The sequence below is a fragment of the Pseudomonas fluorescens genome (assembly GCF_900215245.1).
Lineage (GTDB): Bacteria > Pseudomonadota > Gammaproteobacteria > Pseudomonadales > Pseudomonadaceae > Aquipseudomonas > Aquipseudomonas fluorescens.
This window is the reverse complement of record NZ_LT907842.1, coordinates 3,030,619-3,053,098: the sequence shown is the minus strand read 5'-3', so window position 1 is coordinate 3,053,098 and position 22,480 is coordinate 3,030,619. Positions and strand designations below refer to the sequence as shown.

The window sequence follows — 22,480 nt, the reverse complement described above, 5'->3', positions numbered from 1 at the left end:
GGGCTCAGAGGTAAGAAAGGAAAAGGCTGTCGAGCAACCGCGACCATCCGGAGACGAGCACAAACAACAGCAATTTGAGCGGCAGGGAAATGGTCATGGGCGAGACCATTTGCATGCCCAATGCCAGGAGGAGGTTGGAGACAATCAGGTCGATCACGATGAACGGGATATAGATTAAAAACCCGATCTCGAACCCCGCCTGCAACTGCGACAGCACAAATGCCGGCACCAGCAGGATCAAGTCCTCGCGCTGGACGTCCTGCGCCATCTGCGCCGGCCACATGCGCGCGGTGTTTTCCAGCAAGTGCGTGAGCACATCCGGGTCAACGTTGCGCAGCATGAATGCCCGCAACGGCTTAACCGCTTCAAGCCCGGTCTGCTGCAGCGTCTGCACGTTGCTCAGGTTCAACGGTGTGACCTTGACGGCCTCGGCGATCTCATACCCCACCGGCGCCATGATAAAAAGCGTTGCGGCCAACGCGATGCCGTTGATAGCCATGCTCGGCGGCACTTGCTGCACACCGATGGCGTTGCGCGTGATCATCAGCACGATCACGATCTTCAAAAACGCCGTGCACACGATCAACAACATCGGCATCAACGACAATGCCGCAAGAAACAGCGCGAGTACGAGAGGGTCTACCCCCTGAAAGCTCATCGGGACACCATCACTCGCGTTAGTTGCAGACCGAGCCGCCCGTCCACTTCGACCAACTGGCCCTGGCCGATAGGCCGGTCGCCGTAATAGAGCCCGGCCATGCCCGGTGCATACCCGCAGAGCCCCAACACCGCGCCGGGAGCCAGATTGCGCAACTCGCCGAGGGTCAGGTTCAGCGTCCCGCAGCGCACGTTCAGGGCCATGCTCAATTCATCGAACGGCTCGTTGCCGAAGACATCCTCCACCGGCGTGTCGTCCTCCTGCCCAAGGTAGTGCTGCGCTGCAAAATCCTCGTCCACAAACATGTCCTCAATAGAAGTTAGGGTCAGGCACAAGGGCCCGGACTCATCATCAATACGCCCATGCAGGCGTTGCCTGCCGACCTGCACGTAGCCGTCGCCCCGGGCTTGAAAAAAACCCTGCTCAAGCAAAACCACATCGCCCGCGCGCAGGCTGCTGACTTGGGTAATGGGCAACTGCAGGCGCCCCAGTAGCACCGCAACAGCCACTTGGAACGACGCCGGTAGCGGCTGGGCGACAGGCTGCCAGGGCCCCGCTTCGCACACGGCGAGAAAACTCTCCGGGGCCAGCCACAGATAGCCCACGACCCTGGACGCGCCCAAGGTCACCGTGAGGCGGCAACCAAAGTCCGAAGGGGCCTCACTCACGCGCAAGCGCAGGTAGCCCAACAACCCGCGCACCTGGGTGCTGAGGTGGTGCTGGAACAGCTCCCAAAACCATGAATCCGGATCGTTACCCGACTGCGCCAGCGTCACCGGGCACTCGCCCATCAGGCTGAACAACGGCCCGGGCTCACCGAACGCCAGCACCCCGCAGGCTGTCTCGAAGCACAACGGCTGGATACCCGCCGGCGCCGGCCCGGGCTCAAGCAGCAGCTCACCGCTCTGCTCGGCAACCTGAAACGGCATACGCAAGCCATGCCCCATCCGACGCCGTGCAGCCACCGCGTCAGCCATGACCGTGGGCAGGTTCAGCAACGCGGCCATCATGCCGGGCCCACACTGGCCAGGCTCAAGCTCACCGGCACGCCCACGCTCTGCTCAAGGCCATCCTGAAAGCGTTGCCGTACGCCGCCCAGCCAGTGCGCGGTGGAGGCTTCCTCCGCCGCCAGTTCAATGCTCCACGCGCCCGGCTCACGGCGCACACTCGCGTTGATCCGCCCCAGGCGCGGCAAGTACAGGACCGCCACCAGCGGCCACTGCGAGGCGCCCACAACACGCGGCGCCAATTGTTCGGTCAACGCTTCGATCATCGCCACCTGGGTGCAAGCCTTGCGCCCCGCCAGCGAAGCGCCGCCACCGCTCCCGTCACCGCCATGGTCAAACAGCTGGGTAAACAGGCGGACCTGTTCCCACGGCACCACCAGTGCATTACCCGGCGCGAGGTCGTTGCGGGGGGCACGCGGGCGTGGGCGTTTGGGCGGGCTGGTAGACACCTTGGTCATGTTGGCTCCTGAGCCAGCAAAATGGACAATTCCTGAAGTTTTTCGACTTGGCGCAGGCTTAAGGTCACCTGCTTCTGGGCACTGCCGATTTCAATTTCCTGCCGCTCCCGCTGGCCTTGCAGCTCATGCAATTGGCCTTCCTCGCGCCGGGTGCTGGCGGACAATGTCTGCTCCTGGGCGCTCCAGGCTTTCAGTGCCTGAAAGGTCAGCACCTGCCCTTGGTGCTCGCTAAGCATTTGCGCACTTTGCGCAGCCTCATCCAGACGGGTTTGTTCAAGGGTGTCCTTTGCCTGGCGGATGTTTGCCAACAAGGCCTGCTGGGTTCTTTTCGCCTCACGCAACGCGCGTTCGGCACGGTCTGCGCGGTGCCTGCGCAAACGTCGCAGGGTCTCGATTTCGCCGAGCATCGGGTCAGCAGGGTGCGAATCAGAATGGGACATACGCGGTCAGCTCCGTCAGTTGCTCCAGGGTCATCGCCACAGGGGTGGGCTCACGCAAGTCCTGACGCAAAAAACCATCGACGGCCTGGCGGCTGTCCACCGCCATGTCGGTCAGTGCATCGCTGCCTGGCTGGTACTCACCCAACTTGAGCATCAGTTCGATCTGCTGATACGCCGACAGCAGGCGCCGCAACGCCGTACCGGCTTGAATGTGCCCAGGCTCAGCGACGTTGCTGAGTATTCGTGAAAGGCTGGCCAGCACATCGACTGCCGGATAATGGCCGCGCTCAGCCAGCTTGCGTGACAGCACAATATGGCCGTCCAGCAGCGAACGAACCTCGTCCGCCACCGGGTCGCTCATGGAGTCCTGCTCGATCAGCACCGTGTAGATCGCCGTGATCACGCCGTCGCGGGTCAGCCCGGCGCGCTCGACCAGACGTGGCAGCAGGCTGTAGACCGAAGGCGGCAAACCACCACGGCCCAGCGGCTCACCCGCGGCCAAACCGATTTCGCGCTGGGCCCGGGCAAAACGCGTCAAGGAGTCGATCAACAGCAGCACACGCTTGCCCTTGCGCCGAAACCCTTCGGCCAGCGCCGTCGCCGTAAAGGCGGCCCGGGCGCGCTCCATACTGGAACGGTCGGACGTGGCGCAGACCAGCACCGCCTTGGCCCGCAACGCGTCGTCCAACTCATGATCGAGAAACTCGCGCAGCTCGCGGCCCCGTTCGCCGATCAAACCGAACACAATCACATCGCAATCCACGTTGCGCGCGATTTCGGCCAACAAGGTCGTCTTGCCGCACCCCGCACCCGCAAACAAACCAACGCGCTGGCCCTCGCCCAAGGTCAGCAACCCATCGATCGAGCGCACGCCGGTGGCCAACGCCCGGTTGATGCGTGGGCGCTCCGTGGGCAACGGCGCCTCACACAACACCGGGCTCGCATCACCGCTGGCGGTTTCGACAAACGCACTGGGCCCCTCGCCCGCAATCGGCCGACCAAAACCATCCAACACCTGGCCCAGCAAGTCATCACCGACGCGTACCCGGTGCGGCACGCCCAGACGCTCCACGCCGGCGCCCACCCGTACACCTTCGAGATTACCGAGGGCACTGAGCACCGCGTCCTGCTGATCAAAACCGATGATTTCGGCGAGCATGTCGTCACCCAGTGACTTCTCGACCCGGCACAAATCACCGATGCGCGCCTCGGGCAACCGGCACTGCAACAGCATGCCGTTGACGCGTTGGATGCGACCGCGCTGGATGACGGGCGCAAAGCGCGTCAATGCCTGGGACTGACGCTGCTGCCAGGCGTCCAGACGCTCTTGCAGGCTATCGTTCACCAGCGCACCTCATAACGTTGTGTTCCATCGAAAACCACCTTGTTGTTATCAATCAGCACCAAGCGCAACCCGTCCACTTCGTCACCCACAAAGAGGCGCTCACCTTGCTCCAGGACCACATGGCCGTTGGGCCCGCCAACGATCTGCAAAATCTTGAAAGGCAGCGTGCCGTCGCTGACCCGCACACGGCTCAACACCGGCACGGCGGTATCAAACTGCTCGCCAAACCGGCTGAGCATGCGGGTCACCAATTCCACGTCGTCCTGGGCGACTTCGCCGTCCAGCACAATCTGGCCATTGATCACCAGCAAGTTGACCTTCGGGCCCAATTCACGCTCGCCGAGCATTTTCAGCAGTTGCTGACGCACCTCGAAAGGCGAGGCAAGCTCACGTTTTTGCTCCAGCGCCGGCATCAATGACGCCTGTGCATCGCGGTCTCCCGTGGAGGCGATACCGACCGCCACGAAGATCACGGCAAGCACCAGCACCAGGCTGATCAAGTGCTTCTGCCGCGACGGCGAGAGGGAAGACAACGTCAGCGTCAACGCGGCCTCGTGATCGGGCGCCACGGGTACAGGCTGGGGGGCAGCCGCCTGGGGCCAGGGATGGTCGGCCGGCGTGACACACAAACGAATGGTGCCCATTGAAAAAGCGCTGCCGAGTGCAAGGTTGGCGATCTGCGCCTGGACCAGGCCATCGGGCCCTTGAAGCAGCCCCGCTTCTGCCTGCACCGACCAACGTGAACCGACCAGCCGCAACCGTGCGTGATACTCGGCAATCCCGGCATCGTTGAGCAAAAGGTCGGCGTCGGCATGCGCACCGATACTCCATTGCTCACCGAACAAGGGCAGCGCGGCGCCCTGATGCAAACCATCCAACACACGCAGCTCGAACATCATCGAGCCCTTCCCGGTAATGACAGCAACCCCGTATTCATGCCAACGCCCCGTGCATCAACACGTCCTGGCCAAGATCGAAACGCCCCAGCACTTTTACCTTGGAGGTGCTGCCCAATTCGGCGAACGACAGCACCGGCACATGGTTGAATTCTTCGAGCAACAGCGTGCGCAAAGGGCTACGCAGATCCTGCGCCACCAGCATCACGCTTTTCGTTTTTGGCCGCAGGGTAAAGGCCTGGTTGAGCAAGCTGACCAGCGCCGCGCTGCTGTCATTGTCGAGCGCAAAAAACACCCCGGTCTGCGTCTGGCGCAACGCCTCACGCAAGATGTTCTCGGTCTGCGGCGCCAGCAGCCAGGCATGCAAACCGTCGGTCTCACTGTACTGGTGAAAAATCTGCGATTTGAGCGCAATGCGCGCGTAGTCAGCCAAGGCCTCCGGCTCACGCTCGTGCTGGCCATACTCGATCAACGATTCGACAATCGGCCGCACCGCGCGCAGCGGCACCCCTTCGCTGGCCAGGCGCTGCAGCACCGCCGAAAAACGCGACAACGGCATGATGCGCTGCAGCTCCTGAACCAGCTCGGGCTGATTGCTTTCAAGCCAGCCGAGGATCGACTTGCTCTCCTGGATCCCGAGAAACTGCGGCCCACTGAGCATCATCGATTGAGTCATGCGCTCAATGATCAAGCTCAAGGCGCTGAAGCGCTCAAGCTGCGGATCGTCAAGCAGCGGATGATCGGCGGCCAGCCACACCCAATCCTGCTCCTCACGCTCGAGCAGCCCCGGGATGCCGTTGCCCGGTTCGTCTTCGAATGTCGAGCGCGCGACCGCCACTCGCTGGCCTTGGGTGGCTTTGACCATTGGCACTTCATGCACGCAAAAACGCATTTCATCGTCGGCCAGGGAGGCGTCGAACTCGACCTCAAACGGCGGCAGGGTCAAGCCAATCCTGGCGACGATGCCGTTACGCGCTTTGCGAATCTCGTGCATGAGCTCTACCACCACGTCTGTGCCACGCAGCACGGGCGGAAACTGCAAGAGATAGGGCCGCGAGGGATCGAACCCCCGCAAGTCCACAAGCCCGTTCTCTTCCGGCGCCATCTCGACGGTGGCACCGGCCGCTTCCTGCTCCTGGCGTTGACGCTGGCGCATCAGGTAAAAACCCAGGCAGCCGGTGATCAGTGCAATCAGGATGAACACCAGCGTGGGCATGCCGGGCAACGCCGAAAAGGCGAGCATTCCGACCGAAGCGATCATCCAGCTCTTGGGTTCGCTGGTCATCTGGCGGGCAATTTCAGCGCCCATGTTGGTGATGCCCTTGCGTCCATCGGGGGCCACGCGGGTGATGATCATGCCGGCGGTCAGGGAGATCAGCAGCGCGGGAATCTGCGCGATCAGACCGTCGCCGATGGTCAGCACCGAATACAAGGCGATCGAGTCGGCGGCGCTCATGCCGTGCTGGAACATGCCGGTGGAGAAGCCGCCCAGCAGGTTGATCAACACGATCACCAAGCCGGCGATGGCATCGCCCTTGACGAACTTCATGGCCCCGTCCATGGCCCCGAACAGCTGGCTCTCGCGGGACAACTGGTCACGCTTGTCGCGCGCCTGCACGCCGTCGATCAACCCCGCACGCAAATCGCTGTCGATGGACATCTGTTTGCCGGGCATCGCGTCCAGACTGAACCGCGCCGCCACTTCGGCAACCCGCTCCGACCCCTTGGTAATCACCAGGAAGTTGACCAGGGTGAGGATCATGAAGATCACCAACCCCACCGCCAGATTGCCGCCCACCACAAAATTGCCGAATGCCTCGACGATATCGCCAGCGTCCTGTTCCAGCAGGATCAGGCGCGTGGTCGCAATCGACAGGGCCAGGCGAAACATGGTGGTCAACAGCAGGATCGACGGAAACGAAGAAAACGCCAACGGCCCCGGCAGGTAGAGCGCCAGCACAATCAACAGGCAGGAAATGCAGATGTTCAGTGCAATGAGGATATCCACCAGCCAGGTGGGCAATGGCACGATAAAAATGAACACGATGGCCAACACCACCACCGCGCCAAGGACTTCGGCACGTTGTGCGGCCTTGAGCATCCAGCGGTTAAGCGTCGCCAGGACGGTCACGCCAATGCCCTCGGATCACTGCCAAGCCGAGCCTGGCTGTTCTCCAGGCGGGTGAACTCATCCATCACCAGCAAAAAGTTGTGCAGGCCCTCCTGGCGCCCCCGCGTATCGCGCCACAACGCCATGGGCAACGTTTTGAGCACCGGGTAGACCGCATTGAGCGAGGCCAGTTGGTGGGCCGATTCGCTGCCCGCCAACTCATCCGCCAGCCGCTGGACCTCGGACGGGGCGATGCCATTACCGGCGTACCCCAACAGGCGCTGCAACAGGATGACGGCGTCGTGTTCAACCTTCAGACGCTGGATCAACGTGCGACAACTGGACAGCACGCCCCCCAATTGACCGCAGCTTTGCAGGCCCAGCAGCAGCGTGCGCAACTTGGCCGTCGGAACCGACGAGGCGCAGGCCGCAATATCGTCAGCCAAGGCCCGGCGCATGATGTTGAGCCCACCAGAGAACTGCTCACCGCCGTACAGGCCCAACAACGCCTGCATCATGCTGGCCAGCGACTGGCGCACCACCACATTGGCGTAATACAGCGCACGTACCGCCTGACGCTCCTGCGGATCATCACTGTTGGCCTGCAACGCCATCGCAATATTGAGGGCCGCCTGGATTTCCCGCTTGTAGCGAATTTCCAGTTTGGCCAGGGCATCACGTGCCAGCGCGGCTTCCGTCTTGCGCACCTCGGCTTCTGCCTGGGCCGTAATCTGGCGCAGCACCACATACGTACGCGCCGGGTCGCCCCCCGTGAGGTCCAACAACTTTTCAACACTGGGCGACTGCTGCAAGTGCTGCCTGACTTGGCGAGTCAGGGCTGCCAGGCTCGTCTGAGCCGGGTGCCCCAACTGATCATAGAGTTGCGCAAGCTGTTCGGTAGGGGTGACACGCACGCCCATCGCGCGCTGGTTCAGTGCCTTACTGGTGAGCGCCACTTCCTGGCTGAAAATGCTGGCGAGCTCATCGACACCGGGCGCGGCGACGTGCGCTCGGGCTTGGGCGGCCTTCTCAGGTGCAGGCAGGTCCAGGCTCTGGACTTTGTGCAGATCATGGTTGAATTCGACTTTCATGGGCGTGCCAGGACAGGAAGTTTGTGTCCCTATGTGGCAAGCCCGTGCCATACGGTTCCATCGAAATCCCCCGTCGCGTTTTTTTGAAAAAACCCGCGCGACGTGAGCAGGTCTTTTGCAAATAGCTGCGCAAAACCGCTGCATTTCAAAATATTTATATAAATAAATCAGCAAGTTGCATGATTTTTCCGCTTGGCACAGCCAGTGCTAAAGGGGTTCCCGTCGAAATTATTTCGATAGCGTCTACCCTGAGGAAAAAATCGTGAATATCCCTATTGAAGCTTTAGCGCAGCTCGTTGGCGGCTCGCCTCAATTCATGCTCCAACTGACGGACGACCAGCAGAAGAAACTCCGGCGTTTTATTCATAAACGCGTACTCAACCCCGAAGATGCAGATGACATCCTGCAACTGACGTACCTGGAAGCCTGGCGCAACCGCGAGCGCTTCAGTGGTCAGGCCACCCTCAGCACCTGGATGTGCGGCATTGCGCAGAACCTGATCCGCAACCATTTCCGGCGGATGTATGCCAAACCGGTGCATTGCGAATTCGATGAGTCGCTGTGGCATGGACAAGAGGAAAACAACAACCTGGATTGGGAATTCGAGGTCAACCGCCGACTGGAGAAAACCCTGAGCGCCATCGACCATCTGCCGGCAGAAATGCGCAGGACGTTGTACGCCTCGCTGGAAACCGACGGCAGCTATCAGGACACTGCCGACGTGTTGGACATCCCCATCGGTACCGTTCGCTCACGCCTGTCACGGGCGCGTGAACACCTCAAACGCGTCACGCACAACCCGCTGCACCCGTAAGCAGCCCTGGGGGCAAGCGTTGGGCAGCAGGGATATCTGCCCAACCGAATTCAGACCTTTTGCGTACGTAACAACCAGACCACCAGCGGCCCGCGCCGCACCGCAATGATCCCGCCAACATCAAGCCTCTGCCCGAAGCACACCCTGGTAATCATCCCCCTATTGCCCGGTGCCTGCTCCTGAGCATCTACCCTACGAGGGCGTTAACGACATCGCTTGTAAAGGGCCAGCAGGGTAAGTCTCTTTAAATTGCAGGACGTTTCCTAGACAATCCCGGGCGCCTTGTGCCTGTTGAAACCACTGGCTAGTCTTCAATCCGTCACTGAGTACAGTGATCGGGTTTAGCAGCCTGGTTCAATAGACGCACGGTTCACGTCTCCGTTTATGGTGGCTGTGCGTGGGGCATCTTCGGATGCGCTGGTTTTCCTATTGACCGGTCTGCTAACCCGCGCACGGCCGCCACCTATCGTTTAGCAGCGTTGGTGGCAGCCCCCAGTTCAATAGGAGTTACACCATGACCAAAGCACTCCCCGACCCACCCGCAGACTGCTTCGTCGTCAACGAAAACCTCAGCTTCGAAGACGCCCAGCTCTACCTTTCCCACCTGATCCACAGCGCCAGCGCCACCGTCCTCGACTGCGGTGACCACCTGCCACCCCACGACCGCGCCAGGATCCACGCCGTATGGCACTTGCTCGAAATGGCCAAGACCGTGATCGACCGCTCGATTGAAAGCCTGCACCCGCGCACGGCCCAGCCGACGCACGAATGACAAGCCACTCGTCGCCAGAACCGACAATTCTGGTTAAACAGTTGAAAGCGTAGAAAAATTTTCAATAAAAGTGCTTGACGCATTCCCGTTCTACGCGAATAATGCGCGCCACTTGGCTACATAGCTCAGTTGGTTAGAGCATAGCATTCATAATGCTGGGGTCCGGGGTTCAAGTCCCTGTGTAGCCACCAAGTACTAAAAACGGCTTACCGAAAGGTAGGCCGTTTTTTTATGCCTCCAGAAAAGCCCTGAGGCATACTCGCCCCAACCCCAAGGAGGCGATACGTGAACCCTCAGTTCCCCACCCACGGCATCACCACCGAGCGGCTGTTGCTGCAAGCGGCTCACCCCTCTCACGCGAGCGCCCTGCACGCGCACCTCGTGGCCAACCGCGCGTTCCTCCAACCCTGGGAGCCCTCGCGCGACGATGAATATTTCGAACTGGGTGCGATCAGCCAACGCTTGGCAACCATGGCCGAGAAAACCGCCTGCGGCGAAGCGTTGCATCTGCTGATGCTGCGCGACGGGCAGATCATCGGCAGCTGTAACTTCACCACCATCGTGCGTGGCGCATTCCAAGCGTGCCATCTGGGTTATGCACTCGACGAGTCGGCTCAGGGCCAGGGGTTGATGCACGAAGCACTGAGCGCGGCGATTGCCTATGTGTTCGACGAGATGAAGCTTCATCGCATCATGGCCAACTACCGGCCCGAGAATGAACGCAGTGCGCTCGTGCTCAAACGGCTCGGGTTCGAGCGAGAGGGCGCAGCGCGGGCCTATCTCAAGATTAACGGCGAGTGGGCCGACCACGTGTTGACGTCGCTGATCAACAGCGCACACGGCGACGCATGAGCCTCACCGTCTTCGCGATTATCATGCTGGGTGCCGCACTGCATGCCAGCTGGAACGCCGTGGTCAAAGGCGGCGTCGACACGCTGTTGACCACCTGCATGATCGCCTCCGTCGCCTCGTTGATCGCGTTGGCGGCGGTTCCGTTTCTGGTGCTGCCGGCACCTGAGAGCTGGCCGTTTATCGGCGCATCGGTGCTGTTCCAGGTGCTGTATTTCGTGCTGGTCGCCTCAACATACCGCATTGCCGATATGAGCCAGACTTATCCGATCATGCGCGGCACCGCGCCGCTGCTGGTGGCAACGGTGAGTATGTTTGTGCTGTCTGAACCGCTGTCGGCGTGCGCATGGTTGGGGATCGCCATAATCTCACTCGGCATTTTGAGCATGGCGGCCGCGCCTTCGGCAGGGCACAGAAAGGGCTTGGTTCTGGCGCTGATCAACGCCGGTGTGATTGCCGGTTACACCCTGATTGATGGTTTGGGCGTGCGCAAATCCGGCGCGCCGGCGGCTTACACCCTGTGGATTTTCCTGCTCACCGGCATCCCGCTTGCCGCGTGGGCGTTAGTGACACGGCGTGCCGTGTTTTGTGGCTACGTCGCGCGTTATTGGCGGCTGGGCGTCGTTGGCGGTGTGGGCACCGTGGCGTCATACGGCCTGGCCCTGTGGGCAATGACCCAGGCACCGATCGCCACGGTTTCGGCACTGCGAGAAACGTCGATCCTGTTCGGCGTGGTGATTTCAGCCTGGGTGCTCAAAGAGCCTCTCACGCGCGTTCGCAGCGTTGCCGCGTGCATCATTGCCGCCGGGGCGATGCTGTTGCGCCTGGGTTGAGCGCGGTTGATCCCTGGACCGTGCAGGGTTCATGCGCTGAAAAAAAGGTGCCATCTGTACTTTGACGCTGCCGTAACCCCACTGCTAGTGTCCAGCCTCCCCTCACATGGAGCGCCTGCGATGAAATTGGACATCTACCAAGTCGATGCTTTCAGCCAACAGGCCTTTGGCGGCAACCCGGCGGCCGTCTGCCCGCTCACCGAGTGGCTGCCCACCGAGCAATTGCACAACATCGCCGCCGAGAACAACCTCTCGGAAACCGCGTTTTTCGTGCCGCGTGGCGAGGTGTATGAGTTGCGCTGGTTTACGCCGGAAGTTGAAGTCGACCTGTGCGGCCATGCCACGCTGGCAGCCGCGTGGGTGTTGATTCACCAGTTGCCGGGCGCGCCTGAAGTGTTGCGCTTTGCCACCCGCAGCGGCGAGCTTCGCGTGACGCGCAATGGCGATGAGCTGGCAATGGATTTCCCGGCCAAACAGCCCCAGCGCTGCGAACCGCCCGCCGGCCTGTTGAGCGCATTGGGGCTTGAGCACGCGCAAGTATTTGCCACCGATGACTACATCGTTCTAGTCGACGACGAAGCCCAGGTCGCCGCCCTGATGCCGGACTTCGCACGCCTCAAGGGCCTGCCCAAACGCGGGATTGCAGTGACGGCCAGCAGTACGCGCTTTGATTTCATTTCCCGCTGGTTTGGCCCCAACGTAGGCGTCAACGAAGACCCGGTCACCGGCTCTGCCCACACCTCGCTGGCACCGTTCTGGGCCGAACGTTTGGGTAAGTCGCTATTGACCGCCGAACAGGGCGGCAAGCGCCGTGGGCAGCTGCGTTGTGAGCTCAAAGGCGACCGGGTGATTATCTCCGGCCACGCGGCGCTCTACCTGCAAGGCACGATTTACCTGTAAAAAGCACTTCCCCCAAGGACAACAGATCATTCTCAAAATGAACGGAGTTCAACGCGTGTTTTCGATTTCCCGCCGTCAACTGTCGATGATTGCCGCAGCCCTCGCCCTGGCTGGCTGTCACACCCCGGTCAATGAACAGCCGCCGGCACCGGAGTTGGGTTCGGGTTATCGCACCGACCTCACCACCCGCCACGCCGAGCGCCATATGGCTGCAGCCGCCAACCCACTGGCGGCCGAAGCCGGGCGCGAGATGTTGCGCCAGGGCGGGTCGGCGATTGATGCGGCGATTGCGATGCAGGCCGTGTTGACCCTGGTGGAACCGCAGTCATCCGGCATCGGCGGCGGCGCGTTCATCATGCTCTGGGACGGAAAAACCGTGCACGCGTATGACGGCCGCGAAACGGCACCGGCCGGTGCAACTGAGCGCTTGTTCCTGAAGCCCGACGGCACGCCGATGGCGTTTACCGACGCGCAGATTGGCGGACGCTCGGTCGGTACACCCGGAGTCTTGCGCGCCCTGGAGATGGCGCACAAGAAGACCGGGCACTTGCAATGGGCCAAGCTGTTTGAACCCGCTATTCGTCTATCGGAGCAAGGCTTCGCGATTTCTCCACGCTTGCACGCGTTGATCGCCGCCGACCGTTTCATCCCGCAATCACCCGACATGGCGGCCTATTTTCTGAATGCCGATGGCACGCCTAAAGCCACCGGCACGCTGCTCAAGAACCCAGCGCTGGCCGCCGTGTTCAAACGTATCGCCAAGGAAGGACCGGACGCGCTGTACCACGGGCCGATTGCCGACGAGATCGCGCGCAAGGTTCAGGGCAACCGCAATGCGGGCAGCCTGTCGCAAGCGGACCTCAAGGCTTACACCGCCAAGGAACGCACGCCGCTGTGCACCGACTACAAGCAATATCAGGTGTGCGGCATGCCACCGCCGTCGTCAGGCGGGATTGCGGTGGCGCAGATCCTCGGCACGCTGCAGGCCGTGGAAGCCCGCGACCCACGCCTGGCCATCGCCCCCATGAAACCGGTCAAGAGTGCCTCGCCTGCCGGCCTTGAGCCCACGCCCGAAGCCGTGCATCTGATCGCCGAAGCGGGCCGCCTGGCCTTCGCCGACCGCGGGCTGTACGTGGCCGACAGCGACTTCGTAGCGGTGCCGGTCGCCGGCCTCGTCGCTCCCGACTACCTGGCCAAACGCGCCGCGCTGATCGGCGCACGCAGCATGGGCATCGCTAAACCGGGCCAGCCTGCGGGCATCCAGGTGGCCTACGCGCCGGACCGCTCGCCGCTGCGCATCTCCACTTCGCAAGTGGTCGCGGTGGATGACCAGGGCGGCGCCGTGTCGATGACCACCACGGTGGAAGCGGCGTTCGGCGCCCACGTGATGGTCCAGGGCTTCTTGCTGAACAACCAGATGACCGACTTCTCGTTCATCCCCGAAGAAAACGGCCAACCGGTGGCCAACCGCGTCGAGCCCGGCAAGCGCCCACGCTCGGCCATGGCGCCCACTTTGGTGTTCGACCGCAAGAGCGGCGAGTTGCTGGCCACGGTGGGTTCACCGGGTGGCTCGCAGATCATCGAGTACGTGAGCAAATCCCTGGTGGCAATGCTCGATTGGAACCTCGACCCGCAAGCCGCCATCAGCCTGCCTAACTTCGGTAGCCGCAACGGTGCGACAGAACTGGAGCAAGGTCTGTTCAGCCCGGCATTGAAACAGGCACTCAAGGACAAGGGCCATGCGTTGAGCGAGATCGATATGACCAGCGGTATCCAGGCCATCGTTCGTACGCGGGATGCCCACGGCAAGCTGTCGCTCAGCGGCGGCGCAGACCCGCGGCGTGAAGGCGAAGCGGTCGGCGACTGAGTCTTTATTCAAGGGAGCGCACGCGGTGCACCAGGCAGATAATCTCGACGCCATCCCCGGCGTCGAACACGGTTTTTGTTCGATCAATGAGCCCCTGCGCCCGGATGACGTGTTCATCTGCAAGCAGGTGCACAGTGCGTCGGTGATTGAATGGCAGGCGGGTCAGGTGGCCAATACCGTCGAGGCGGATGGCGTGTTCACGCGCGAGCAGCAGCCGATCGCCGTGATTACCGCTGATTGCCTGCCCATTCTGATGACGACCACAGACGGCGCGATGGTGGCGGCCGTGCATGGTGGCTGGAAGGGGTTGCAAGGCGGGATCATCGCCAATGCCGTGCAGCAGTTTGCCGCGCAAGGTTTTGCTGTGGAGCAGTTGCAGGTGGCTATCGGGCCATCGATCAAGCCCTGCTGTTATGAAGTGAGCGCGGGGTTTATTGCGCAGTTTCAGGCGGACCAGGCTCACGTGTGGCATGCCGCTCAGGCACCGTGGCACGTCGAGCAACCGGCGCCGTTGCTGGCCCCGCAGATTGCGCCGCCCTACGCGAGGCAGGCGGGCAGTGCCTGGTTTGACTTGAGCGGCTATGGGGTGATGCTGTTGCAGGCGGCAGGGGTTAAGCGTGAGCAGATCGACGTCAGTGAGGTGTGCACTTATTGCAGCGCCCCCACCTTCGCCAGCTACCGCCGCCGAACGCATCACCCGCAAGAGGCAAAGACGTTGATCTATTCGTGGATCGCTCGTAGCCCCTGGAGCACACGCGGCCCTTGAACACTCACCGGCTGATCTTCAACCCCTTACGCCCCGCGTGCCGTTCCAGCGCCAACTCGATCAACCGGCTCACCAAGTCGCTGTAACTCATCCCCGCCGCCTGCCACAGCTTGGGGTACATGCTGATGCGGGTGAAGCCGGGCAGTGAGTTGATTTCGTTGATCAGCACTTCACCTGCGCCGGTGAGAAACACGTCGACCCGCGCCAACCCGGCGCAGCCCAATACCTCAAACGCGTCGATGGCCAGGTGGCGAATGCGCTCGCTGGCTTCAGGGCTGATATCGGCCGGCACCACCACTTGGGCGGCCTGGCCGTCGATGTATTTGCTGTCGTAGGAATAAAACCCGTTGCTCACCACGATCTCGCCGCAGCCGCTGGCGATCGGGTTGTCATTGCCCAGCACGGCGCATTCGATTTCGCGGCCCTGGACGGCGGACTCCACCAGCACTTTTTCATCGAAACCCAAGGCCAGTTCGACGGCGGCGTGGTACTGCGCTTCGTTGCCGACTTTACTCACACCGACCGAAGAACCCTGGTTGGCGGGTTTGACGAACATCGGCAAACCGAGCGTGCTCACGGCCGTATCAAAGGACGTGCGCGCCGCGTTGCGACGGGTCAGGGTAATGAACGGGGTGACGGCAATGCCGGCATCACGCAGCAGGCGTTTGCTGATGTCCTTGTCCATGCACACCGCCGAGCCGAGTACGTCGGAGCCCACAAACGGCAGGTCGGCCATGCGCAACAGGCCTTGCAGGCAGCCGTCTTCGCCAAGGGTGCCGTGGACGATCGGGAAGATCACGTCGATGTGTTCCAGCAACCCCTGACCGGACGTTTCCACCACTTGCTGACTGGCCTTGCCGGGCACCACCGCCAGTTCACGATTGGATTGGTTCAGGGCGATCAAGGCCGGGTTTTCCTGGTTGATCAGGAAGTTTGAGGTGTCGTTGAGGTGCCAGTGGCCGGCCTTGTCGATGCCGATCAGGATGGGTTCGAAACGCGAGCGGTCCAGCGCATCGACGATATTGCGCGCCGATTGCAGCGAGACCTCGTGCTCGGCCGAACGGCCACCAAAAATAATACCTACCCGCACCTTGCTCATGACTCGGCCTCACTGTTGAAAGTAAGGCTTCTTACCATGAGCCGTCAGCGATTCGCTACCAGATGTGCGCCAAACAGCACATAGCAACCACCGGCAAACCGGTCGAGCCACTTGCGCGAACGGCCATAGGCGTTGGCCATTCGCTCACTGGAAAACACCAGGGCCACGCTGGTGTACCAGCTGAATGACAACGTGGCCATGGTGATTACCGCCAGGGCCAACAACGTGGGTGATGGTGAGGGAGGCATGGTCGAGGCGAAGGCCGTGGTGACAAACAACGCGGCCTTGGGGTTGGACAAGTTGCCCAGCAAGCCGAAGCGCCAGGCGGAAAACAGCGAGCGCCGGGGTTCGGCAGGCAATAGCGTCTGGCTCATCGAGGGCGCCGAACGCTTGAACAGTTTCAGCCCCAGATAGATCAGGTAACAGCCGCCGATAAGCTTGAACGCCAGATAGAGCATGGGCGCGGCGGTGAACAGCGATTTGATGCCCAAACCGCCCGCCAGCCCCCATATCACCGTGCCCGTCGCCACCCCGGCCGAGGCCACCACGCCATGCCGACGCGAGCAACTTGCCGCCAGTTGGGCGGTGTTGAAAAAGTTCGGCCCCGGCGTCACCACCGCGACTGTCCACAGCAGCCCCAGCGCCAGTAACGGCGTGGCATACGGTAAGTCGAGCAGTTGCATTGGACGATCCCTCTTCCCATGGAGTTAAGCCGGCTCGGCCGCCGGCTCCGGTGTGTGCACCAACAGGTCGCCGGGCTGACAGTCCAGGTAGGTGCAGATCGCATCCAGCGTACCCAGCCGTATCCCCTTGACCTTGCCTTGTTTGAGCAACGACAGGTTCTGTTCGGTAATCCCGATAGCGGCGGCCAGGTCTTTGGATTTGACCTTGCGCCGGGCAAGCATAACGTCCAGTTCAATCACAATGGGCATGTCGATCTCAAACAAAAGTGCGGTTTTCAGAATCCACTTCACTGGCCTGCCACAGGATACGCGCGATTACCGCGATACAGGCAGCCAGAAACAAGGCGACGAAGCTCGGCGCGGTGACACTCAGCGTGATAAACCGCTGACCGACCGGCTCATTCATCGTGACCCAGACACTGAGCAACGGCTCGCATAAAAAGTCCAGCAGCACCCACACCGCTACCGCCCGCCCCACCTTGCCCAAGTGCTGCGCCGCCGCACGGGAGAAATACTCGCCACGGGCGTAGTTCTGGAACAATAGACGAAGATGGTTCAGGCCCCCACCAAGGGCCAGCAGCGGGATGCTGGAAAGCACAATAGCGCCCAGAATTTGCCACCAGGGCAGCAGCGCGACTTGCACGGCGCGCGCCTGGATCAGACGGTCACTCAAGGCAAAGCCAAAACCCAGGCCATCGGCAGAAGAACTCAGTACCGGGAACAGCCATACGCAGGTATTGAGCACCAGCATGACGACAATCAGCAGAAGGGTAAGCAGCGACATGCGCTGACTGAGCTGGGCCAGACGTTGGGTATTCATAAGCAACCTCAATGGGTGAAAGAGGACGCAAAAATAATAGATAAATTATCGTAAAACAATCATTTTTTAATGAATTGCAGTGTATTGGCTAAAAAACACACTGCCCCAGCGCTACCGCCAGCACGCACAATCGTTCAAGACCCCGCCAGACAACCCACGCCAGACTGGGTTACCGTGTTTCCACCTCAATTTGTGACAAGCCACCATGGGCCACCCCACCTCCGCACTCGACTGGTTGCACCGCGCCCCGCACGCCAGCGGCCTGGACCGTATCGAGGCGTACTTTGCCGGCTTCGCGTTCGACCCGCATCGCCATGACACCTACGCCATCGGGCGCACGTTGTTTGGCGTGCAAAGTTTTCATTATCGCGGCTGCATGACCCACAGCCTGCCCGGTACGACCATGGTGATTCACCCCGACGAAACCCATGACGGCCGCGCCAGCAGTGTAGAAGGCTTCAAGTACCGCATGATTTATGTGGAGCCGGCGCTGATCCAGCAGATCCTCGGCGGCCGGCCGTTACCGTTTATCCACAACGGACTGTCAACTGACCCAAGGCTGTTCCGCGCCAGCGAAGTGTTGCTGCAAAGCCTGGACTGCCCGATTGACCCGATGCAGGAACAGGACGCGCTGTACGACCTGGCCCAGGCGCTGAGCGCTGCGTCGGGCGTGATCGTCAGTCGTAAATCCTTCGATTACGTGGCCGCCGAGCGTGCCCGGGAATTTATCCACGGCGCCTTGGGCCGCAGCATCACCCTGGATGAAATGGCCGACCACTGCGGCCGTGACCGCTGGGCATTGTCGCGCGATTTTCGCGTGCTGTTCGGCACCAGCCCCTACCGCTACCTGACCATGCGACGGTTGGACTTGGTGCGCAGCCTGCTGGCTCAGGGCCAATCGTTGGTGGATGCAGCACTGACCGCCGGTTTCACCGACCAGAGCCACATGACGCGGCAATTTCGCAGCACCTACGGCATGCCACCGTCGCGATGGGTAAAGATGCTCGGGCGCTGATTAACGGCGCGCAAGTGCGCAGTGAATCAGCGGGCGCAGGAAGGCAAGGCTTACAGCTGGCGCCCGACAACCGGCTCGCCGATGCTCAGGAAATTGCCGCCCGCGATATGGTGCAAGGTGCGCAATGCGTCATGCCCTTCGAAGTGCCAGTGCCCTTCGCTGAACACGCGTTCGTCGGCATACGCCGCGACCACTTCGCCGAGGAATAAATCGTAGGTCTGCTGGGTGTGAGGCTCGGGCAACAGGCGACATTCCAACCACGCCACGCAGCCCTCCAGCAGCGGCGCATCGGTGTGTTCACCGTGGAAGGTTTGCAGGCCGTAGGCGGCGAATTTGTCCGTGTCGGCGCCCGTGGTGTTGCCGACCGTCTGCACCAGATCGGCCTGCGCCACGCAGGGCACCTGAAGTACAAAGGTGCCGGCGCCTTCCAGCAACGACCGGGTCCAGGTGGCTTTGTCGAGCACCACCGCGACTTTCGGCGGTTCAAAATCCAGGGGCATGGCCCAGGCAGCGGCCATGATATTGCGTCGGCCGTCGTGGGCCGCGCTCACCAACACGGTCGGCCCGTGGTTGAGCAAGCGATAGGCCTTGGACAGCGGAACAGGACGACGGTGAGTAGGGCTCATGGAGGGTCGGCTCTTCAAGCAAGAAAAAACCTACGATACCTCAAGCACAAGCCCGACGGTCAGCTCGACAGCTGATTGGCGAACTGCCCGACCGCGCTCACCACCTTTTGCGCGCCATCCTGGATTTCCACAATCACGGTGCCGGCCTCAGACGCCAGCGCCAGACCTTGCTCGGCCTGCAGACGCCCCTCGGTCATCAGCGACACCGCATCGCGAGCCATGTCCTGGTTCTGACGCACCACACCGACAATTTCCTCGGTGGCCTTGCTGGTGCGCGACGCCAATTGGCGAACCTCATCGGCAACCACCGCAAAACCACGGCCCTGCTCACCCGCGCGTGCCGCTTCGATGGCCGCATTGAGCGCCAGCAGGTTGGTCTGTTCGGCAATGCCGCTGATGGTCTTGACGATGGTACCGATCACTTGCGACTGGGCGTTGAGCGCCTCAATGCCATCACCGGCCTGCTGCATGTGCCTGGCCAAATCTCGCATCACATCCACCGCCTGCGTCACCACCGTGGTGCCACGCTGGGCACTGTTGTCGGTTTGCAGCGAGGTGCTGTAGGCAATATTGGCGGCCTCGGCCACGGCCTGTTCCTGGTTGACCTGGTCGGTAATCACCGTGGCGAACTTGACCACTTTGTACAGGCGATCATTGGCATCCAACACCGGGTTATAGGTAGCTTCCAGCCAGACCACACGCCCATGGCTGTCGACGCGTTTGAAACGCGCCGCGACAAACTCACCGGCATTCAAACGTTTCCAGAAGTTCTGGTACTCGGCGCTGTTGTATTCCTCCGGTTCGCAGAACATCCGGTGATGCTTGCCCTGAATCTGCGCCAGGCTGTAACCCATGCCGCCGAGGAACCGGTCATTGGCCGTCAGCACATGCCCACCGAGGTCGAACTCGATGACCGCGGTGGAACGCACCAGCGCGGTGATCAGGTTTTCATGCTCGCGCGAGGCCTCGATGGTGCGGGTGAGGTCGCTTGAGTAAATCGAATAATGCTTGATACGCCCATCCGAGCTGCGCACGGGTTGCAGGATCGAGCGCAACCACGCCTCCTTGCCATTGCCGCGCATCAGCCGCACGGTGCCAGCGAAGTGTTCGCCACGCAGCAGGGCATGCTTGAAACGCAGCTGGAATTCGTCCTGGCGCACGTGTGCCGGCACCAGATCATCAATGTGGCGCCCCAAGATGTTGGTGGCCTGGTACGCCAGTTCCTGCAGGAAGTTGGCATTTGCCCACTCCACCCGGCCTTCGGCATCCAGCGTCAGGCACAGCATTTCACTTTCCAGGCTCTCCTTGACCTGTTGCAAGCTCGACAACTCTTCGCGAAGAGCTGACAGCTCCTGCTTCAAACGGGTGTTGAACATGGGGCACCGATGATCATTTGAGGAGATGAATCTGACCTGCATCGGCGCTGCCGGGATTTTCTGAAGTGCTTTTTAGCCCTTCGCCCACCTGTTTTTCTGGCGCGATTAACCACCATTATTCCGGCAGATGCCCATCACTTGGTATTCAAGGGTATTGAGCTTGCCGCTGGAGTCTTCATAGGTCATGCGCGACGGCACCGGATTGCACGAACGGATCGGTGGGGTGACGTTGACCACGTTGGCGATGTCCAGCGTCATACCATAGCGGTAGGCCTGTACCTCGGGTGCCGGCAGCCCCTTTTTTGCGGCGTAAGCCGCCATGGCTTTCTCATTGCGTTCCATCATCAGGGCAAAGGTGCGATCACCACCGCCTTCGGCCACTGCACTGAACGACAGGATTGCAGTGAATACACCCAGGCCAATTTTATAAAAGTTCATTACGGGTTCCTCGTCTAAGAAGTTCAGTGACAAGCGTAATGAAGCAACCCTGACGCGATGTTCACCAAACCATTACTTATTTGTTAGGTAGCCGTGACTTTCCAGGATTGTAATGTCCACGCAATGAAGTCGTTATCCGCTGTTTGCAACTATCAGCCCGGGCCAGATCAATAAGAACGCCCACTGCCTATAAGAAGCTGAACACTGCCAACACCGAGGAGCGAAACATGAATATTGCTTACTACACCCTTCCCTTTTCATTGCTGGCCGCACTGCCCCTGGCAGCCGTGGCGGTGGAGGACAAGCCTGAAGGTTTTATCGAAGGCAGCAGCGTGAACGTGCTGGCGCGCAATTTTTACTTCAACCGCGACGACCGCAAGGGCCAATCCAGCCCCACCGGCAACGGTTATTCCGAAGCCTGGGCGCAGGGCTTGATCGGCAAGTTCGAATCCGGCTTTACCCAAGGCACCGTGGGGTTTGGCCTGGATGCGTTTGCCATGTACGGCCTGAAACTCGACTCCGGCACCGGCCGCAGCGGCGGCAAGGGTTCGTTCGGCATGCTGCCGGTGGACAGCAATAACCACCCCGAAAGCGGCTACAGCAAATTCGGCGGCGCCGCGAAAGTGCGCGTGCTCGACACGGTCTTCAAAGCCGGTGACGTGTTCCCCGCCACGCCGGTGGTGGCCGCCGGCGACTCACGCCTGTTGCCGCAAAGCTTTCGCGGTGTCACCGCGCAAAACACCAGCCTTGAAGGCCTGAACCTCCAGGGCGGGCGCCTGAGCGACATGAGCCAGCCAAGTGAAAGTGGCATGAACAAAGGCTTTGCGACGTTCTACGCGGGCAAGGTCGATGCCCCCTGGATCGGTTACGTCGGCGGCGACTACACCGTCAATAAACACCTCAGTGTCAGTCTCTACAGCAGCCGCCTGAAAGACGCCTGGGATCAGTATTACGTGGGCAGTGCCGCCACTTACCCGCTGACCGACACCGTCTCTTTGTTCGGCGACGTCAACTATTACAAAGCCGTCGACGAGGGTAAAAAGCTGCTGGGCGAATTCGATAACAACATCTGGAGCGCCAGGCTCGGGGTGAGGGCCGGCGCCCACAGCGTGGCCGTGTCGCACCAGCGCAACAACGGCGACGACGACTTCGATTACCTGCGCCAATCGGACTCGATCTTCCTCAACAACTCGATCCAGTACAGCGACTTCAACTCGCCCAAGGAGCGCTCGTGGATGCTGCGCTACGACCTCGACATGCAGGCGTTCGGCATTCCCGGCCTGTCGTTCATGACCCGCTACGGCAAAGGCACCGGCGCCGATTACAGCCATGCCAACGCGGTGTACATGCGCCGCGATGCGGCGGGCAATCCGCTGACGGATCAGCGTCGCTGGGAGCGGGACGTCGAGGCCAGGTACGTGGTGCAAAGTGGCAGCCTGAAGGATTTGTCATTGCGGTTACGCCAGGCCACCGTGCGCTCCAGCGCTTTCGAATCAGATCTGGAGGAAGTGCGCTTGATTGCCGAATACCCGCTAGTAGCACTTTGACCTGCGTTTACATTCGTTCGCCATTAACTAACATCTGCTCACAAATAGATAACTATCAAAACTGTAACAT

The 22,480-nt window shown here is 61.1% G+C and carries 23 protein-coding genes, 1 tRNA gene and 2 pseudogenes; 10 read left to right on the top strand and 16 right to left on the bottom strand.

Going from position 1 to position 22,480, the window contains the following annotated elements; all coding sequences use genetic code 11:
- Nucleotides 1-4: 4 nt before the first annotated feature.
- The 8 genes from sctR to sctW are packed head-to-tail and all read right to left on the bottom strand — an operon-like array spanning nucleotide 5 to nucleotide 8,005.
- Entirely contained in the window at nucleotides 5-658 is a 654-nt protein-coding gene (gene sctR / locus CPH89_RS14010; RefSeq protein WP_053254243.1) for a type III secretion system export apparatus subunit SctR, read from the bottom strand.
- The gene (locus CPH89_RS14005; RefSeq protein WP_053254242.1) at nucleotides 655-1,668 is read right to left on the bottom strand and encodes a FliM/FliN family flagellar motor switch protein; all 1,014 of its coding nucleotides are present in this window, start codon (nucleotides 1,666-1,668) and stop codon (nucleotides 655-657) included. The genes sctR and CPH89_RS14005 overlap by 4 nt, the downstream gene beginning before the upstream one ends.
- Nucleotides 1,665-2,123: a type III secretion system HrpP C-terminal domain-containing protein gene (locus tag CPH89_RS14000; RefSeq protein WP_053254241.1), complete on the bottom strand. Its 459-nt coding sequence runs from the start codon at nucleotides 2,121-2,123 to the stop codon at nucleotides 1,665-1,667. The genes CPH89_RS14005 and CPH89_RS14000 overlap by 4 nt, the downstream gene beginning before the upstream one ends.
- Nucleotides 2,120-2,563, bottom strand: coding sequence for a type III secretion system stalk subunit SctO (sctO, locus tag CPH89_RS13995; RefSeq protein WP_053254240.1), 444 nt, complete (start codon nucleotides 2,561-2,563; stop codon nucleotides 2,120-2,122). The genes CPH89_RS14000 and sctO overlap by 4 nt, the downstream gene beginning before the upstream one ends.
- Nucleotides 2,550-3,908, bottom strand: a complete 1,359-nt coding sequence (locus CPH89_RS13990; protein WP_053254239.1) for a FliI/YscN family ATPase — start codon at nucleotides 3,906-3,908, stop codon at nucleotides 2,550-2,552. Before CPH89_RS13990 ends, sctO begins: the two co-directional genes overlap by 14 nt.
- Complete coding sequence (locus CPH89_RS13985) at nucleotides 3,905-4,804, bottom strand: FHA domain-containing protein (RefSeq protein ID WP_053255334.1); 900 nt, start codon at nucleotides 4,802-4,804, stop codon at nucleotides 3,905-3,907. Before CPH89_RS13985 ends, CPH89_RS13990 begins: the two co-directional genes overlap by 4 nt.
- A gap of 37 nt (nucleotides 4,805-4,841) precedes the next feature.
- On the bottom strand, nucleotides 4,842-6,935 hold the full coding sequence (gene sctV, locus CPH89_RS13980) for a type III secretion system export apparatus subunit SctV (protein WP_053254238.1): 2,094 nt from the start codon (nucleotides 6,933-6,935) through the stop codon (nucleotides 4,842-4,844).
- On the bottom strand, nucleotides 6,932-8,005 hold the full coding sequence (gene sctW / locus CPH89_RS13975) for a type III secretion system gatekeeper subunit SctW (protein ID WP_053254237.1): 1,074 nt from the start codon (nucleotides 8,003-8,005) through the stop codon (nucleotides 6,932-6,934). Before sctW ends, sctV begins: the two co-directional genes overlap by 4 nt.
- A gap of 262 nt (nucleotides 8,006-8,267) precedes the next feature.
- On the opposite strand from sctW, the gene CPH89_RS13970 reads away from it, so the two are divergent.
- The 8 genes from CPH89_RS13970 (at nucleotide 8,268) to pgeF (ending at nucleotide 14,806) form a co-directional block, all read left to right on the top strand.
- On the top strand, nucleotides 8,268-8,819 hold the full coding sequence (locus tag CPH89_RS13970; protein WP_053254236.1) for an RNA polymerase sigma factor: 552 nt from the start codon (nucleotides 8,268-8,270) through the stop codon (nucleotides 8,817-8,819).
- Nucleotides 8,820-9,333: 514 nt separating this feature from the next.
- Nucleotides 9,334-9,591, top strand: coding sequence for a DUF6124 family protein (locus CPH89_RS13965; RefSeq protein ID WP_081006323.1), 258 nt, complete (start codon nucleotides 9,334-9,336; stop codon nucleotides 9,589-9,591).
- Nucleotides 9,592-9,705: 114 nt separating this feature from the next.
- Nucleotides 9,706-9,782: transfer RNA gene (locus CPH89_RS13960), tRNA-Met, on the top strand.
- 94 nt (nucleotides 9,783-9,876) lie between these two features.
- Complete coding sequence (locus CPH89_RS13955) at nucleotides 9,877-10,443, top strand: GNAT family N-acetyltransferase (RefSeq protein ID WP_053254235.1); 567 nt, start codon at nucleotides 9,877-9,879, stop codon at nucleotides 10,441-10,443.
- A complete protein-coding gene (locus CPH89_RS13950; RefSeq protein WP_053254234.1) occupies nucleotides 10,440-11,273 on the top strand; it encodes an EamA family transporter in 834 nt (277 codons plus the stop codon). The genes CPH89_RS13955 and CPH89_RS13950 overlap by 4 nt, the downstream gene beginning before the upstream one ends.
- A gap of 120 nt (nucleotides 11,274-11,393) precedes the next feature.
- Complete coding sequence (locus CPH89_RS13945; RefSeq protein WP_053254233.1) at nucleotides 11,394-12,173, top strand: PhzF family phenazine biosynthesis protein; 780 nt, start codon at nucleotides 11,394-11,396, stop codon at nucleotides 12,171-12,173.
- Nucleotides 12,174-12,210: 37 nt separating this feature from the next.
- The gene (gene ggt, locus CPH89_RS13940) at nucleotides 12,211-14,040 is read left to right on the top strand and encodes a gamma-glutamyltransferase (protein ID WP_053254232.1); all 1,830 of its coding nucleotides are present in this window, start codon (nucleotides 12,211-12,213) and stop codon (nucleotides 14,038-14,040) included.
- Between the two features lie 25 nt (nucleotides 14,041-14,065).
- A complete protein-coding gene (gene pgeF / locus CPH89_RS13935; protein ID WP_053254231.1) occupies nucleotides 14,066-14,806 on the top strand; it encodes a peptidoglycan editing factor PgeF in 741 nt (246 codons plus the stop codon).
- Nucleotides 14,807-14,810: 4 nt separating this feature from the next.
- Here the strand turns inward: pgeF and ddlA are convergent, their stop codons facing one another.
- From ddlA to CPH89_RS13915, 4 genes are read right to left on the bottom strand one after another with little or no spacing between them, the layout of a single operon-like run.
- Entirely contained in the window at nucleotides 14,811-15,905 is a 1,095-nt protein-coding gene (ddlA, locus tag CPH89_RS13930; RefSeq protein WP_053254230.1) for a D-alanine--D-alanine ligase, read from the bottom strand.
- Nucleotides 15,906-15,949: 44 nt separating this feature from the next.
- Nucleotides 15,950-16,588, bottom strand: coding sequence for a LysE family transporter (locus tag CPH89_RS13925; protein ID WP_053254229.1), 639 nt, complete (start codon nucleotides 16,586-16,588; stop codon nucleotides 15,950-15,952).
- 24 nt (nucleotides 16,589-16,612) lie between these two features.
- Nucleotides 16,613-16,837 carry a helix-turn-helix domain-containing protein gene (locus tag CPH89_RS13920; protein WP_053254228.1) on the bottom strand — a complete coding sequence of 75 codons (225 nt, stop codon included), beginning with the start codon at nucleotides 16,835-16,837 and terminating at the stop codon, nucleotides 16,613-16,615.
- Nucleotides 16,838-16,844: 7 nt separating this feature from the next.
- The gene (locus CPH89_RS13915) at nucleotides 16,845-17,408 is read right to left on the bottom strand and encodes a DUF2975 domain-containing protein (RefSeq protein ID WP_053254227.1); all 564 of its coding nucleotides are present in this window, start codon (nucleotides 17,406-17,408) and stop codon (nucleotides 16,845-16,847) included.
- A 205-nt stretch (nucleotides 17,409-17,613) separates the two neighbouring features.
- Here CPH89_RS13915 and CPH89_RS13910 point away from each other — a divergent pair, with 205 nt between their 5' ends.
- Complete coding sequence (locus CPH89_RS13910) at nucleotides 17,614-18,423, top strand: AraC family transcriptional regulator (RefSeq protein WP_053254226.1); 810 nt, start codon at nucleotides 17,614-17,616, stop codon at nucleotides 18,421-18,423.
- A gap of 50 nt (nucleotides 18,424-18,473) precedes the next feature.
- On the opposite strand, the gene CPH89_RS13905 is transcribed toward CPH89_RS13910, so the two are convergent.
- The 4 genes and pseudogenes from CPH89_RS13905 to CPH89_RS13895 form a co-directional block, all read right to left on the bottom strand.
- Nucleotides 18,474-19,049 carry a flavin reductase family protein gene (locus CPH89_RS13905; RefSeq protein WP_053254225.1) on the bottom strand — a complete coding sequence of 192 codons (576 nt, stop codon included), beginning with the start codon at nucleotides 19,047-19,049 and terminating at the stop codon, nucleotides 18,474-18,476.
- Between the two features lie 59 nt (nucleotides 19,050-19,108).
- Nucleotides 19,109-19,540: pseudogene (locus CPH89_RS30920) on the bottom strand (methyl-accepting chemotaxis protein); the annotation flags it as partial.
- A 156-nt stretch (nucleotides 19,541-19,696) separates the two neighbouring features.
- Nucleotides 19,697-20,335, bottom strand: a pseudogene (locus CPH89_RS30915) (PAS domain-containing protein); the annotation flags it as partial.
- Between the two features lie 195 nt (nucleotides 20,336-20,530).
- A complete protein-coding gene (locus tag CPH89_RS13895) occupies nucleotides 20,531-20,863 on the bottom strand; it encodes a DUF2790 domain-containing protein (RefSeq protein ID WP_053254223.1) in 333 nt (110 codons plus the stop codon).
- A gap of 227 nt (nucleotides 20,864-21,090) precedes the next feature.
- Between CPH89_RS13895 and CPH89_RS13890 the strand changes: the two genes are divergently transcribed.
- On the top strand, nucleotides 21,091-22,410 hold the full coding sequence (locus CPH89_RS13890) for an OprD family porin (RefSeq protein WP_053254222.1): 1,320 nt from the start codon (nucleotides 21,091-21,093) through the stop codon (nucleotides 22,408-22,410).
- Nucleotides 22,411-22,480 lie beyond the last annotated feature (70 nt).

Excerpts from the sequence above, each read along its gene's own strand:
- sctR (WP_053254243.1), bottom strand. The coding sequence starts at position 658 with ATGAGCTTTCAGGGGGTAGACCCTCTCGTACTCGCGCTGTTTCTTGCG.
- CPH89_RS14005 (WP_053254242.1), bottom strand. The coding sequence starts at position 1,668 with ATGATGGCCGCGTTGCTGAACCTGCCCACGGTCATGGCTGACGCGGTG.
- CPH89_RS14000 (WP_053254241.1), bottom strand. The coding sequence starts at position 2,123 with ATGACCAAGGTGTCTACCAGCCCGCCCAAACGCCCACGCCCGCGTGCC.
- sctO (WP_053254240.1), bottom strand. The coding sequence starts at position 2,563 with ATGTCCCATTCTGATTCGCACCCTGCTGACCCGATGCTCGGCGAAATC.
- CPH89_RS13985 (WP_053255334.1), bottom strand. The coding sequence starts at position 4,804 with ATGTTCGAGCTGCGTGTGTTGGATGGTTTGCATCAGGGCGCCGCGCTG.
- sctW (WP_053254237.1), bottom strand. The coding sequence starts at position 8,005 with ATGAAAGTCGAATTCAACCATGATCTGCACAAAGTCCAGAGCCTGGAC.
- CPH89_RS13965 (WP_081006323.1), top strand. The coding sequence starts at position 9,334 with ATGACCAAAGCACTCCCCGACCCACCCGCAGACTGCTTCGTCGTCAAC.
- CPH89_RS13950 (WP_053254234.1), top strand. The coding sequence starts at position 10,440 with ATGAGCCTCACCGTCTTCGCGATTATCATGCTGGGTGCCGCACTGCAT.
- CPH89_RS13945 (WP_053254233.1), top strand. The coding sequence starts at position 11,394 with ATGAAATTGGACATCTACCAAGTCGATGCTTTCAGCCAACAGGCCTTT.
- ggt (WP_053254232.1), top strand. The coding sequence starts at position 12,211 with ATGAACGGAGTTCAACGCGTGTTTTCGATTTCCCGCCGTCAACTGTCG.
- ddlA (WP_053254230.1), bottom strand. The coding sequence starts at position 15,905 with ATGAGCAAGGTGCGGGTAGGTATTATTTTTGGTGGCCGTTCGGCCGAG.
- CPH89_RS13925 (WP_053254229.1), bottom strand. The coding sequence starts at position 16,588 with ATGCAACTGCTCGACTTACCGTATGCCACGCCGTTACTGGCGCTGGGG.
- CPH89_RS13920 (WP_053254228.1), bottom strand. The coding sequence starts at position 16,837 with ATGCCCATTGTGATTGAACTGGACGTTATGCTTGCCCGGCGCAAGGTC.
- CPH89_RS13915 (WP_053254227.1), bottom strand. The coding sequence starts at position 17,408 with ATGAATACCCAACGTCTGGCCCAGCTCAGTCAGCGCATGTCGCTGCTT.
- CPH89_RS13910 (WP_053254226.1), top strand. The coding sequence starts at position 17,614 with ATGGGCCACCCCACCTCCGCACTCGACTGGTTGCACCGCGCCCCGCAC.
- CPH89_RS13905 (WP_053254225.1), bottom strand. The coding sequence starts at position 19,049 with ATGAGCCCTACTCACCGTCGTCCTGTTCCGCTGTCCAAGGCCTATCGC.
- CPH89_RS13895 (WP_053254223.1), bottom strand. The coding sequence starts at position 20,863 with ATGAACTTTTATAAAATTGGCCTGGGTGTATTCACTGCAATCCTGTCG.
- CPH89_RS13890 (WP_053254222.1), top strand. The coding sequence starts at position 21,091 with ATGAATATTGCTTACTACACCCTTCCCTTTTCATTGCTGGCCGCACTG.